General features: G+C 35.7%; 17 protein-coding genes (1 of these 17 cut by a window edge). 16 read left to right on the top strand and 1 reads right to left on the bottom strand.

The features are described 5' to 3' along the window. From ASO14_RS14130 to rsmI, 8 genes are all read left to right on the top strand, one after another. Positions 1 to 233, top strand: partial view of a cyclic di-AMP receptor DarA gene (locus tag ASO14_RS14130; RefSeq protein WP_068456806.1) — the 3' portion only. It extends 97 nt beyond the left edge of the window; 233 of the gene's 330 nt are visible here — the last part of the coding sequence; the start codon falls outside the window, past its left edge; its stop codon occupies positions 231 to 233. A 17-nt stretch (positions 234 to 250) separates the two neighbouring features. Then, a complete protein-coding gene (locus ASO14_RS14125; protein WP_068456804.1) occupies positions 251 to 688 on the top strand; it encodes a YaaR family protein in 438 nt (145 codons plus the stop codon). Between the two features lie 55 nt (positions 689 to 743). Continuing rightward, positions 744 to 1,748, top strand: a complete 1,005-nt coding sequence (locus ASO14_RS14120) for a DNA polymerase III subunit delta' C-terminal domain-containing protein (RefSeq protein WP_068456801.1) — start codon at positions 744 to 746, stop codon at positions 1,746 to 1,748. Next, positions 1,741 to 2,559, top strand: a complete 819-nt coding sequence (locus ASO14_RS14115; RefSeq protein ID WP_068456798.1) for a PSP1 domain-containing protein — start codon at positions 1,741 to 1,743, stop codon at positions 2,557 to 2,559. Before ASO14_RS14120 ends, ASO14_RS14115 begins: the two co-directional genes overlap by 8 nt. A gap of 21 nt (positions 2,560 to 2,580) precedes the next feature. Next, positions 2,581 to 2,958, top strand: coding sequence for a DNA replication initiation control protein YabA (yabA, locus tag ASO14_RS14110; RefSeq protein WP_068456793.1), 378 nt, complete (start codon positions 2,581 to 2,583; stop codon positions 2,956 to 2,958). A gap of 61 nt (positions 2,959 to 3,019) precedes the next feature. Then, positions 3,020 to 3,769 carry a tRNA1(Val) (adenine(37)-N6)-methyltransferase gene (locus tag ASO14_RS14105; RefSeq protein WP_068456790.1) on the top strand — a complete coding sequence of 250 codons (750 nt, stop codon included), beginning with the start codon at positions 3,020 to 3,022 and terminating at the stop codon, positions 3,767 to 3,769. Then, on the top strand, positions 3,753 to 4,040 hold the full coding sequence (locus ASO14_RS14100; RefSeq protein ID WP_068456787.1) for a GIY-YIG nuclease family protein: 288 nt from the start codon (positions 3,753 to 3,755) through the stop codon (positions 4,038 to 4,040). Before ASO14_RS14105 ends, ASO14_RS14100 begins: the two co-directional genes overlap by 17 nt. Next, a complete protein-coding gene (gene rsmI / locus ASO14_RS14095) occupies positions 4,021 to 4,893 on the top strand; it encodes a 16S rRNA (cytidine(1402)-2'-O)-methyltransferase (protein WP_068457602.1) in 873 nt (290 codons plus the stop codon). Before ASO14_RS14100 ends, rsmI begins: the two co-directional genes overlap by 20 nt. A gap of 122 nt (positions 4,894 to 5,015) precedes the next feature. Here the strand turns inward: rsmI and ASO14_RS14090 are convergent, their stop codons facing one another. Next, positions 5,016 to 5,294, bottom strand: a complete 279-nt coding sequence (locus ASO14_RS14090) for a transition state genes transcriptional regulator AbrB (RefSeq protein ID WP_068456783.1) — start codon at positions 5,292 to 5,294, stop codon at positions 5,016 to 5,018. A 446-nt stretch (positions 5,295 to 5,740) separates the two neighbouring features. Here ASO14_RS14090 and metG point away from each other — a divergent pair, with 446 nt between their 5' ends. From metG to purR, 8 genes are all read left to right on the top strand, one after another. Next, complete coding sequence (gene metG / locus ASO14_RS14085) at positions 5,741 to 7,717, top strand: methionine--tRNA ligase (RefSeq protein ID WP_068456781.1); 1,977 nt, start codon at positions 5,741 to 5,743, stop codon at positions 7,715 to 7,717. 283 nt (positions 7,718 to 8,000) lie between these two features. Continuing rightward, positions 8,001 to 8,774, top strand: a complete 774-nt coding sequence (locus ASO14_RS14080; protein WP_068456777.1) for a TatD family hydrolase — start codon at positions 8,001 to 8,003, stop codon at positions 8,772 to 8,774. A 130-nt stretch (positions 8,775 to 8,904) separates the two neighbouring features. Next, positions 8,905 to 9,627: a 3D domain-containing protein gene (locus ASO14_RS15330; RefSeq protein ID WP_068456774.1), complete on the top strand. Its 723-nt coding sequence runs from the start codon at positions 8,905 to 8,907 to the stop codon at positions 9,625 to 9,627. A 133-nt stretch (positions 9,628 to 9,760) separates the two neighbouring features. After that, a complete protein-coding gene (gene rnmV, locus ASO14_RS14070; protein WP_068456771.1) occupies positions 9,761 to 10,324 on the top strand; it encodes a ribonuclease M5 in 564 nt (187 codons plus the stop codon). Beyond that, the gene (gene rsmA, locus ASO14_RS14065) at positions 10,317 to 11,198 is read left to right on the top strand and encodes a 16S rRNA (adenine(1518)-N(6)/adenine(1519)-N(6))-dimethyltransferase RsmA (RefSeq protein ID WP_068456768.1); all 882 of its coding nucleotides are present in this window, start codon (positions 10,317 to 10,319) and stop codon (positions 11,196 to 11,198) included. The genes rnmV and rsmA overlap by 8 nt, the downstream gene beginning before the upstream one ends. A 126-nt stretch (positions 11,199 to 11,324) precedes the next feature. Beyond that, positions 11,325 to 11,585 carry a biofilm formation stimulator Veg gene (gene veg / locus ASO14_RS14060; RefSeq protein WP_068456765.1) on the top strand — a complete coding sequence of 87 codons (261 nt, stop codon included), beginning with the start codon at positions 11,325 to 11,327 and terminating at the stop codon, positions 11,583 to 11,585. A gap of 166 nt (positions 11,586 to 11,751) precedes the next feature. Beyond that, entirely contained in the window at positions 11,752 to 12,618 is an 867-nt protein-coding gene (ispE, locus tag ASO14_RS14055) for a 4-(cytidine 5'-diphospho)-2-C-methyl-D-erythritol kinase (protein ID WP_068456762.1), read from the top strand. 56 nt (positions 12,619 to 12,674) lie between these two features. Continuing rightward, entirely contained in the window at positions 12,675 to 13,502 is an 828-nt protein-coding gene (purR, locus tag ASO14_RS14050) for a pur operon repressor (RefSeq protein ID WP_068456758.1), read from the top strand. The last annotated feature ends 1 nt before the right edge of the window (position 13,503 follow it).

Raw genomic sequence — 13,503 nt, 5'->3', positions numbered from 1 at the left:
CAGGTGGATTTCTTCGTTCTGGAAATACAACATTTTTAATAGGTACAGAAGATTCATTAGTTCCAAAAGTTTTAGATGTCATTCGAGAAAATTGTCGTGCAAGAGATCAAATGGTTGCACCAATTTCTCCAATGGGTGGTAATGCAGATTCATACATTCCTTACCCCGTAGAAGTAGAAGTTGGTGGAGCAACAGTATTCGTTCTACCAATTGAACAGTTCCATCATTTCTAGAGTGGAGGCGTTCGTCTTTGAAGATTAATCAAGATCTTCGAATCGGTAATAACCAAGCAAGAAAACCTTTGCCTATGCAGCAACCTAATACCCGTTTTGGTGATATGGTTGTTTCACAAGGTCAAAAAATGCAAACTGAGCAAATTACAAGGTTATTAGGCGATATTTCAACAGCAGGAGATCGTATAGCAAAGTCGCGTAATTTAAGAGATTTAGCAAAATTTAAAATGCTTGTAAAACGTTTTTTGAAAGAAGCTGTATCCTATGGTATGGAATTAAAACAATCTCATACATGGAATCGCTTCGGAGAAGGAAGACGTTTGAAAATTGTTGATACAATTGATGAAAAATTAGTTGAGTTAACAGAAGATATGTTAGATGAAGAAAAAAGTTCAGTTGATTTATTAGCTAAGATTGGTGAAATTAAAGGTTTATTAATTAACTTATACACGTAGCTCCCGTGTTTTTCGGTAGGACCGGAACACGGGTTTTTTTAAAAGAGGTGAAATGATGCAAGTCGATTTAACAATGTTGGAACAGACTCAACCATATGTTTTAAAACAACTTCAAACAATTTTTGACCATCAAAAAGTAGGGCATGCCTATATTTTTGAAGGAACTAGAGGTTCTTTAGTAGAGGAAATGATGTTCTATTTTACGGAATTGTTACTTTGTGAACATCCAAATGGTCATGTTCCATGTGAAACATGCAGAAGTTGTGTGCGACTGCAATCAGGAAACCATCTGAATTTTCATGAAGTTTTTCCAGAAGGGCAGTTTATTAAAGTAGATGCAATTGAACGTTTACTAGATGAATTAAGTAAAAAAGGTGTCGAAGAAGGCAGAAAAATTTATGTAATTCATGATGCAGAACGTTTGAACGTAAAATCAGCTAATAAACTTTTAAAATATTTAGAAGAGCCGGATGGTACAGTCACAGCAATTTTTTTAACGAATAATATAAATGCGATTATTCCTACAATTCGTTCGCGCTGTCAGCAGATTAAATTCCAGCCAGCCTCTAAAAAACTTCTAGTAAAACAACTACAAGAACACGAAGTTACATATTCAAGTGCATCGACGTTAAGTATGATTACAGCTAATTTAGATGAGGCACTTCGTTTATCAAATGATGATGCGTTTGCACATGCAAGAAAAACAGTGTTAAAATTGGTAGAGGCAGTTTCAAAAAATGTACATGAGTCATTGTTAGTTGTACATGAAGAATGGTTGCCTGCCTTTAAAGAAAAAGAGCAGATGGAATTGGCATTAGACCTACTATTATTTGCAATTCGTGATATAGTAGCAATAAAGGCAAACCCAGAGGCAGAGCTAACTTACCCAGATCAAAAACAGTTGTGGAGTACGCTAGCTTTACGTTCATCGTATCAGCATTTATCTGTACAGTTGGAAGCCGTCCTACGTGCACGTCAACAGCTACAGAGTAATATGAATCGAACGTTGCTGATGGAGCAGTTAATGCTGAACCTTCAGGAGGGGAAATCCTTTGTATAAAGTTGTCGGTGTCCGCTTTAAGAAAGCGGGTAAAATATATTATTTTGACCCTGGTGCTTATCAAATCGAAAAAAATGATTATGTAATTGTAGAAACAGCAAGAGGCGTTGAGTATGGTAAGATTGTTGTGCCAATTCGCGAGGTAGGGGAAGATGATGTCGTACTTCCTTTAAAACAAGTGGTTCGACCAGCTGATGAACAAGATCGTTTTCAAGTAGAGGAGAACACAAGGGATTCAAGAAAAGCATTTGATTTAGCCACTGAAAAAATTGTGGAGCATCAATTAGATATGAAGCTTGTTGACGTTGAATATACGTTTGACCGCAATAAAATTATCTTTTATTTTACAGCGGAAGGTCGTGTTGATTTCCGTGAACTTGTAAAAGATTTAGCAGCTGTTTTCCGTACACGAATTGAATTAAGACAAATTGGTGTGCGTGATGAAGCAAAAATGTTGGGTGGTATCGGTCCATGTGGTCGTATGTTATGTTGTTCAACATTCTTAGGCGATTTTGAGCCTGTTTCAATTAAGATGGCAAAAGATCAAAATTTATCATTAAATCCAACAAAAATTTCAGGCTTATGTGGTCGTTTGATGTGTTGTTTAAAATATGAAAACGATGAATACGAAGAAGTTCGTGAAAAAATGCCTGATATCGGTTATACAGTAAATACACCCGATGGAAAAGGGAAAGTAGTTGGCTTAAATATTCTTGAGAGAATGTTACAAATTGAATTATTTGAGCATAAACGTGTTTTAGATTACACATTGGACGAAATTTTACAAAGTATGGGTAAGAGCGTTCAATAGATCAATAATGAGGTGGCTTGAGTGAAGGACCGTAATTTTTTAGATACTGTTATGGAGTTCGAACAGCAGCTTGAGTTGATGCAAAAGCAATTTGAGGTCTTGAAAAATTCAGTAGCATCGATGATGGAGGAGCATCAAGCGCTCCAAATGGATAATCATCACCTACGTACAAGATTAGAAAAGGTTCTAGCGAGTAACGAATCCATTGAGATTCAAGAGAAGCCAGATCGTACAAAGAAAGAACTTTTTGATATTGGAGAGGGTTATGATAACTTAGCTCGTCTGTATCAAGAGGGTTATCATGTTTGTTCGTTAAATTTTGGAAGCTCAAGAAAAGGCGAAGAATGTTTATTCTGTCTTACGTTTTTTGATAAAAAAGGTGAGAAGCAAAACGGCTAAAAGACTGATTCCACATGTATGTGTGGCTCAGTCTTTTGCTATGTTGGAGGGATATTAAAGTATGGAAGAATGGTTAAAAGATGATGAGAGGTTAGATTATTTATTAGCAGAGGAATTGCGTATTATTCAGAGTCCGTCTGTTTTTTCATTCTCTTTAGATGCAGTTTTACTATCACAATTTGTGAATGTTCCACATCATAAAGGAAGTATAATTGATTTATGTGCTGGAAATGGAGCGATTCCTTTATTTTTAAGTAAACGAACAAAAGCGCATATCACAGCAGTAGAATTACAAGAAAAACTAGTAGATATGGCGACGCGTAGTGTTCAATATAACAAACTAGAAAATCAAATTAAAATCATGCAAGGTGATGTTAAAACAATCAGTAGTGTATTAGGAATCGAAAAACACGATATTGTGACATGCAATCCACCATATTTTTTAGCGCATGAAGCAAGTGATAAAAATTTAAAAGAGCATGTCGCAATCGCACGTCATGAAATTCATTTGAAATTAGATGAGATGATTTATACAACAGGCAAGTTATTAAAGCAAGGTGGTAAGGCAGCATTTGTACATCGGCCAGGACGTTTATTAGATATTGTGACAGCTATGCGTGCAAATCGAATTGAGCCAAAACGCATTCAGTTCGTCTATCCAAAACAAGGGAAAGAAGCCAATACACTTTTAATAGAAGGAATCAAAGATGGAAAACCAGATTTAAAAATTCTACCTCCTCTTTATGTATATGATGAGAACGGTGAATATACAAAAGAAGTACATGAGATGCTATATGGAAAAGAGTCTTAACCATTGTATGTATGTACTTCGTTGTGCAGATGGTACGTATTATACAGGTTATACAAATCGTTTAGAGCAGAGAATTAAAACACACAATGCAGGAAAAGGGGCGAAGTATACGCGATGTCGCTTGCCTGTGGAATGTATGTATTATGAAGTTTTTGAAACAAAGTCAGAAGCGATGTCTGCTGAGTATTATTTTAAAAAGAAAAGCAGATTAGAAAAAATAAAATATATGCGAGAAAGAGGTGTCGAATTTGATTCAGACACAGATGAGTAGCCAATACGAAAAAGGTCCATGTCTTTATTTAGTAGCTACACCGATTGGAAATTTAGAAGATATCACAATGCGCGCAATTCGTATTTTAAAAGAAGCAGATTACATTGCAGCAGAAGATACACGTAATACGAAAAAGTTATGTAATTACTTTGAAATCGACACACCACTTATTAGTTATCACGACCATAATCAAGAAGTTGGTGGTGAAAAGTTATTACAATTACTACGTGATGGAAAGACGATTGCACTTGTAAGTGATGCTGGTTTACCTGCAATTTCAGATCCAGGAGCAGATATTGCAATGAAAGCAATTCAAGAAGATTTTGCAGTTGTGCCACTTCCAGGTGCAAATGCAGCAATTACAGCGCTTATTGCTTCGGGATTACCAACACAACCTTTTTATTTTCATGGATTTTTAAGTCGTTATAAAAAAGAACGTCGTGAGGGGCTAGAGACTTTACGTAATAAGCAAGAGACTATTTTGTTTTATGAAGCACCACATCGTTTAAAAGAGATGTTAAAAGATGTTCAACTTGTTTTAGGGAATCGTCAAATTGTATTAGCTCGTGAACTGACAAAGAAATTTGAAGAATTTATTCGTGGAACAGTAGAAGAAGCACTTGAATGGGCAAATACGAATGAAGTACGCGGCGAGTTTGTAGTTATAATAGAAGGAACTCAAGAAGAAATTGTAGAAGAAGCTGCAACTTGGGAAGCTTTATCGATTAAAGAGCATGTACAACAATTAATAGATGAACAAGCAATGAGCTCAAAAGAGGCGATTAAAGAAGTATCAAAATTACGCAAGTTATCAAAGCGTGAAGTGTACCAAGAGTATCATATAGAAGCATAAAGAAGAAAAGCCCTATGAAACGGCGAAATTTCATAAGGGCTTTTCTATATATTATAGATCACATATTAAAACAAGGTTAGGTTTATGGTTTAATAAATCGTTACTCTACACTACTGAAATGATTATTTTGAAATTTTAGATTGAATTTCTTTTACTAAAATTTGTGCGCCTTCTGGGCTAAGAATTAAGTTACCGCCAGCAAGACGGAAGTTATCATCTGATACTTCACCTGTTACCATGCAAGTCATGTTAGGCATATATTTTTTTAAGATGATTTTATCATCATCAACATAAATTTCTAAAGCGTCCTTCTCTGCAATACCTAATGTGCGGCGAAGTTCGATCGGAATAACCACGCGGCCTAGTTCATCAACTTTACGTACAATACCTGTAGATTTCATTAATAATCTACCTCCTAATTTAAATTTTATATATTATATATTTCGTCAAAATTCGACATTAATTCTTCATCTGTGACTTATCATACCAACTAATTACATATACGTCAATTATTTTACCTGATTATTTTAATATTTTTTTGAAAAAAAATCCATTTTACAAGTGAAATAAGCATATGTTTTTGATTTAAATAGCCAAAACGTGTTGAAAAATACAGTTTTCACGTCTGAAATAGTGTTTTAAAGTTAAAGTATTTTTTTTCGACAAAATAAGACAAAAAGACAAATTTCGCTTTTACTAAGATTTACAAAAATGTTGAACTACAGATAAATACCCTGAATTCAAGGGAATTAAGCTGGATTCTTTTTCTGTTAGAAAATAAGTCTTGTAGAGTTCACTTGAAAGGAGTAGGGTACTCCTATAAAATAAGGTTTAAACAAATTAGACAATGGAGGAAGTTTTCGTGAATAATGAAAAGAAAACGTTCTATATAACTACACCTATTTATTACCCGAGTGGTCGTTTCCATATCGGTACAGCTTATACAACAGTAGCAGCAGATACAATGGCTCGCTATAAAAGATTAAGAGGCTTCGATGTTCGTTTCCAAACAGGAATGGATGAGCATGGTCAAAAGATTCAAGAAAAAGCACAAGAAGCAAATAAATCACCTAAAGATTATGTAGACGAGATTGCGGCGTCTGCAAAAGAACTTTGGAAGATGATGGACATCTCGTATGATGACTTCATTCAAACAACAGAAAAACGTCATACTGAAGCGGTTGAGAAAATTTTCCAAAAGTTTTTAGATAATGGCGATATTTATAAAGGTGAATATGAAGGATGGTACTGTACGCCTTGTGAATCATTCTTTACAGAAATGCAATTAGTAGATGGCAACTGTCCAGATTGTGGTCGCCCAGTAAATAAAGTAAAAGAAGAATCATACTTCTTTAATATGAAGAAGTATGCGGATCGATTATTACAATACTATGAAGCAAATCCAGAATTCATTGAGCCAGAATCACGCAAAAATGAAATGGTAAATAACTTCATCAAACCAGGACTAGAAGATTTATCTGTATCACGTGCTTCATTCGACTGGGGTATTCGTGTTCCTGGAGACCCACGTCACGTTATTTACGTATGGGTAGATGCACTAACAAACTATATTACAACTTTAGGATATCCAACAGATGAGAATGGTGACTTCAGTAAATACTGGCCAGCAGACGTACATGTAGTAGGTAAGGATATCGTGCGATTCCACACAATTTATTGGCCAATCTTCTTAATGGCACTAGATTTACCATTACCGAAAAAAGTATTTGCGCATGGTTTCATTATGATGAAAGACGGCAAAATGTCTAAATCAAAAGGAAATGTTGTGTATCCTGAAATGTTAATTGAACGTTATGGACTTGATGCAACACGTTATTTCTTATTGCGTGAGTTACCATTCGGTTCAGATGGCGTATTCTCTCCAGAATCATTCGTAGAGCGTACAAACTTTGATTTAGCCAATGACTTAGGAAACTTATTAAACCGTACAATTTCGATGATGAATAAATACTTCGATGGTGTGATTCCAACAGAAAATTTACAAGCCACTGAATTTGATGCTGCATTACAAGCACAAGCAGATGAAACGATTGCGAAGTACGAAAAAAATATGGATCAAATGCAATTTAGCGTCGTGTTATCGGATGTTTGGGCACTTGTATCACGTACAAATAAATATATTGATGAAACATCACCTTGGGTTCTTGCAAAAGATGAGGCTTTAAAACCACAGCTTGCAATGGTTATGTATAATTTAGCAGAGAATTTACGTCGTGTGGCAGTATTATTACAACCATTCATGACAAAATCACCTGTGGAAATTATTCGTCAATTAGGCTTATCAACAGATGTACTGGCTTGGGAGACATTAACACAAACGCATGTTATTCCAGCAGGTACAAAAGTGATTGAAAAAGGTGAACCAATCTTCCCTCGTCTTGAACAAGAGGTAGAAGTAGAATATATTCGTGAACAAATGAGAGGTTCTGTTAAAACATTAGAAGTAACAGAAGAAGCAGATGTCTATGATGAAGAAGCACCTGAAATCTCAATTGATGATTTTATGAAAGTAGATTTACGTGTAGCAACAGTAACTGCAGCAGAAAAAATGCCAAAAGCAGACAAGTTAATGAAGTTACAAGTAGATTTAGGTTATGAACAACGTCAAGTTGTATCGGGGATTGCAAAATTCTATACAGCTGAAGAATTAGTTGGACGAAAAGTGATTGTTGTTGCAAACTTAAAACCTGTGAAACTTCGTGGTGAATTATCACAAGGAATGATTTTAGCAGGAAGTAAAGATGACGTACTTGTTTTAGCTAGTGTAGATGAAAAATTAGCAAATGGTGCAAAAGTAAAATAAGAAAATACAAAAACTGGAGATGATTTTATAACATTTCCAGTTTTTTTATGAAAAAACATTCTTTTTTATTTGGTAATTATAGAAAAAGTTAGAATTTCATGATAGTTAAATTTACTACTTAAACACTATTTAAAGAGGACTAATTCCAATTTAATATGCAATTAGTATTATATTAATAAATTTTAAATTGGAAAAATTAATTTATGTAATAAATTTGTAATATACAGGTTATATATGAAATATTAAAACGGATAAAATAAGTACAGTGAAGGAGGAAGCCATGATGTTAATGGATACACATGTGCACCTAAACGCAGAACAATATGACGAAGACATAACAGAAGTAATTCAACGAGCTTTGGATGCGAATGTTCAAAAAATGATTGTAGTCGGATTTGATCGTCCGACTATTACGCGCGCCATGGAGTTAGTTGAAGAATACGAATTTTTATACGCAGCAATTGGTTGGCATCCAGTCGATGCAATTGATTGCACAGACGAAGATTTGCAGTGGATTGAAACACTTGCCACGCATCCAAAAGTGGTTGCCATTGGTGAAACTGGACTGGATTATCATTGGGATAAATCACCGAAGGATGTTCAAAAAGAGATCTTCCGAAAACAAATTGCTCTAGCAAAAAGAGTAAAACTACCGATTGTCATCCATAACCGTGATGCAACAGAAGATTGTATTTCAATCTTGGATGAAGAAAATGCGAAAGAAGTCGGTGGTGTTATGCATAGTTTTAGTGGAAGCGTGGAAACAGCCGAATTTTGTATTAATAAACTTAATTTTATTATCAGTTTAGGCGGTCCTGTTACATTTAAAAATGCGAAAACACCGAAAAAAGTTGCTGAAGAAATTCCGCTGAAATACATCATGTTAGAAACAGATGCACCATATCTTACACCACATCCATATCGTGGTAAGAGAAATGAGCCTTCTTACATCCCTCTCATTGCAGAACAAATCGCAGCATTGAAAGGCATTACAGTGGAAGAAGTAGCGAAAATTACAACAGAGAATGCACATCGTCTTTTTTATAAAATTAAGTAGAAAGCCCTAATTTCCTTATGAACTCAAATGATTGATTCTACAGGATTTGTTAAAAATAGGTATTTTTTCTACTATTGACAGTCCAAAAAAGAGTCTTTATAATCCAACGAGTGAATAAGGAGGTATTTTCATGTCAAATCATTCCATGAAAAAACTGTTCCCGGAATCATTAAAAAATTCGAAAGTGAAAATTGGTTTTACAACTCTTTCACTGATGATTGCGTTTGTAGTAGCTGCAGTATTTGGCTCTACAACTAACGAACAGGCAAGTAACACAGAAGCGAAATCAACGACTTCAAATACATCAGTAGATGCAAATCGTTTTGCAGGTGAAAAAATTGCAACAGTCGCATCTAAGAAATACAGAACAACAGCAGCATTAAATATGCGTAAAGGTGCAAGTACAAAATATAAGCGCATTGCGGTATTACCAAAAGGTGCTACAGTCACATATGTAAGTAAAAAAGGTGGCTGGTATAAAGTTTCGTACAAAGGTAAAAAAGGTTATGTATCATCAAAATATTTAAGCCGTACGAAAAAAGCATCAGGTTCAAATTATAGTTCAGGTCGTACAATGTATGTAGAAGCAACAGCCTATACAGCATATTGCTACGGATGTTCAGGTATTACAGCGACAGGTATCAACTTACGTAAAAATCCGAATAGGAAAGTAATCGCAGTTGATCCTCGTGTCATTCCTTTAGGTTCTAAAGTATATGTACAAGGTTATGGTGTAGCAATTGCAGGAGATACAGGTGGCGCAATTCGCGGTAACCGTATTGATGTATTCTTAAAATCAAAAACAGCGATGCGTAACTGGGGTCGCCGTACAGTGAAAATTACTGTATTATAAATAATAAAGAGGGAAGCATAGATATAATATGCCCCCTCTTTTTTTTCGAGAAAAACGCATATTTTCACTATAGTTCAACTTCGTGTATAATAGGAATATTGCAAACTGAGATGAAAAGAGGATTTGAACGTACGTGAAAATCAAAGAAGTCATTGTAGTAGAAGGAAAAGACGATACAACAGCGATTCGAAAAGCAGTAGAGGCTGATACGATTGAAACAAATGGTTCAGCTATTTCAAAAGAATGTTTAGAAAGGATTCAACATGCGCATGAAGTAAGAGGCGTGATTGTTTTAACGGATCCAGACTATCCAGGTCGTCGTATTCGCGCTTTAATCGAACAACAGATTCCAAATGTTAAACACGCTTTTTTACCTAAAAAACAAACGATTGCGAAGAATGGCAAAGGGTTGGGGATTGAACATGCTAGTCCTGAAGACATTAGAACAGCTTTGCAAAACGTTTATACAGTTGCAGATGATAAGTTTGTTTCGACAATTACATTAGAGGATTTAATCGCAGCTCAATTATTATCACATCCAGCTGCCAAAAAGCGTCGTGAACGTTTAGGTGAACTTTTAAATATTGGTCCAACGAATGGAAAACAACTAGTAAAAAGACTAGAAATGTTCCAAATCACAGAAGAACAGTTTGGTGCAGCAATTGCACAAATGAATCAGGAGGAAAAACATGCATAAAGATATTGCGACACCCGTTCGCACACAGGAGATTTTAAAAAAGTATGGCTTTTCATTTAAAAAGAGTTTAGGGCAGAACTTTTTAATCGATCCAAATATTTTAAGAAACATTGTAGGACATGCAGATTTAACGAAGGATAGCGCAGCCATTGAGGTGGGTCCTGGGATCGGTGCTTTAACAGAACACTTAGCACGCCAAGCAGGTAAAGTGGTATCATTTGAGATTGACCAGCGTCTATTACCTGTATTAGAAGATACACTTTCTCCATACGATAATGTCGAAATCATTCATTCAGACATTTTAAAAGCAAATGTAAAAGAAGTGATTGATACACAATTAGCAGGTTATGAGGATATTATGGTTGTAGCGAACTTACCATACTATGTAACAACACCAATTCTTATGAAATTATTAATGGAAGGTCTACCGTTACGCGGAATGGTTGTCATGATGCAAAAAGAAGTAGCAGACCGTATTTCTGCAAAACCAGGTACAAAAGCGTATGGTTCACTTTCAATCGCTGTACAGTATTATATGCAAGCTGAGATTGCGATGATTGTACCGAAAACGGTATTTATGCCACAACCGAATGTTGACTCGGCTGTATTGCGTCTGATTCGTCATGATGCACCACCTGTACAAGTAAAGGATGAGGACTTCTTCTTTACAGTTACGAAAGCTGCATTTGCACAACGTCGTAAAACGCTATTGAATAATTTACAATCGCAATTGCCAAATGGAAAAGCACGCAAAGAAGAAATTTTAGTTGCGCTTGAAGAAGCAGGTATTGAGCCGACAAGACGCGGTGAAACCTTATCAATAGAAGAATTTGGGAAGTTGTCAGACCATTTGTTACCAATTTTTCATTCTTAGAAAAAAATATAGAAAATCATATAAAAAAGAATTGACATAAGAATTGCTGCTTGATAAAATATTTATTTATGTATTGACAAACGTAGGTATTTTTGCTATGCTTGTATCTAGTGAGGTGTAAGCGAAATGCCAAAAACATTAGCCGACATTAAAAAGTCGTTAGATTGTCATTTGGGTAAACGTCTGCAATTAAGAGCAAACGGTGGACGCAAGAAGACCATTGAGCGCGTTGGAACATTACGTGAGACTTATCGCGCAGTATTTGTAGTGGACTTAGATCAAGATGAAAATGCGTTTGAACGCGTTTCATACAGCTATACAGATATTTTGACAGAGGCAGTAGAAATTACATTCGATGAAGAACCTAAAACTGCAGTAATTGATTAGTATTTATAATTTTTATGATTTTTTGAACACTTATCTTATAACTAGATAAGTGTTTTTGTTATGACAAATTTCTAACTCTCCTACTTATGTGGTAGTTATGATAAAATATAAAACAGTAATCAATTGAGCGAAATTCGCAACAAGGAAAGAAGTGGAGGATCTTTATATGCTTTATGTAAAAGCACCCGCTAAGATTAACTTAACATTAGATGTTTTAAATAAGCGTCCTGATGGCTATCATGAGGTAGAAATGATTATGACAACGGTAGATTTAGCCGATCGCATTGGACTAGAATTACGTGAAGATGATGCGATTCATATTTATTCTTCAAATAACTTTGTACCAAATGACCATCGCAATCTAGCTTATCAAGCAGCAGCTATTTTAAAAGAGCGTTTTAAGATTCAAGAAGGCGTAAATATTACAATTGATAAACAAGTACCGATTGCGGCTGGTTTAGCTGGTGGTAGTAGTGACGCAGCAGCTACATTAAAAGGTTTAAATGATTTATGGAATTTACAGCTTACATTAGATGAAATTGCAGAAATCGGTTCAGAAATTGGCTCAGATGTTCCATATTGTGTATATGGGGGGACAGCTATTGCAAGAGGTCGTGGTGAAAAGATTGAGCATATTGAGGCACCACCGAATTGTTGGGTTGTATTAGCGAAGCCATCAATTGGCGTTTCAACAGGTTCAGTATATGGTGGTTTACAATTAGATTCGATTGAGCATCCAGATACACAGAGAATGAGGGATGCGATTGCAAAGGGTAGTTATGAGGAAATGTGCGCGAGTGTGGGGAATGTTTTAGAGAGCGTTACATTAAAGCTTCATCCAGAAGTATCGAGCATTAAGGAACAAATGAAGCGTTTTGGTGCAGATGCGGTATTGATGAGTGGAAGTGGCCCGACAGTATTCGGACTTGTATCAAATGAAACGCGTACAACACGCATTGTAAATGGTTTAAGAGGTTTTTGTGACGAAGTATATGCGATACGAATGTTAGGCGAACGCGAGTTGCTTGATTAAAGACGTATGTTTATGGTAAATTTTGTATAGAATATTCGTGTTCAGGAGTGAATCACATGAAATGGAAGCGTAGTGAGCGTCTTGTAGATATGACGCATTATTTAATGGAGCATCCACAACAATTAATTCCACTTACTTTCTTTGCGGAATCATATCAATCAGCTAAATCTTCAATTAGTGAAGACTTATCGATTGTGAAAGAAACGTTTGAAGAAAGAGGAATTGGTTTATTGGTAACTGTTCCAGGAGCAGCTGGTGGCGTAAAGTATATTCCAAAAGTGCCGGATACTGCAGTGAAGAAGATTATTGAAGAATTAAAACAAGAATTAGGGCATTCGGATCGTTTATTACCGGGTGGCTATCTGTTTATGACAGATTTATTGGGCAATCCAGATTTGATGAATCGTGTAGGAAAAGTATTTGCATCTGCATTTTGTGACCAAAAAATCGATGTTATTATGACAGTAGCAACAAAAGGTATTTCGATTGCTCATGCAATTGCACGACACTTGAACGTACCTGTTGTTGTCGTACGACGCGATAATAAGGTAACAGAAGGTTCTACCGTAAGTATTAACTATGTGTCAGGGTCTTCTCGTCGTATTCAAACGATGGTATTATCAAAACGTAGTATGCAAAGCGGTCAACGCGTACTTATTACAGACGACTTCATGAAAGTTGGCGGTACGATGAATGGTATGAAGAATCTTTTAGAAGAATTCGACTGTACATTAGCAGGGTGTGCTGTGTTAGTTGAAGCAGAGCATCCAGATGAGCGTCTAGTCGACGATTACTATTCACTTGTGAAGCTAAAAGAAGTGAACGAAAAAGACCGTACAATTGTTTTAACAGAGGGAAATTACTTTACGAAGGGTGGAAATTAGG

It is taken from the genome of Kurthia sp. 11kri321 (genome assembly GCF_001534765.1).
Classification (GTDB): Bacteria; Bacillota; Bacilli; order Bacillales_A; family Planococcaceae; genus Kurthia; species Kurthia gibsonii.
Note: the sequence above shows the minus strand (reverse complement) of the source record. Positions and strands in the feature narration are given on the sequence as shown.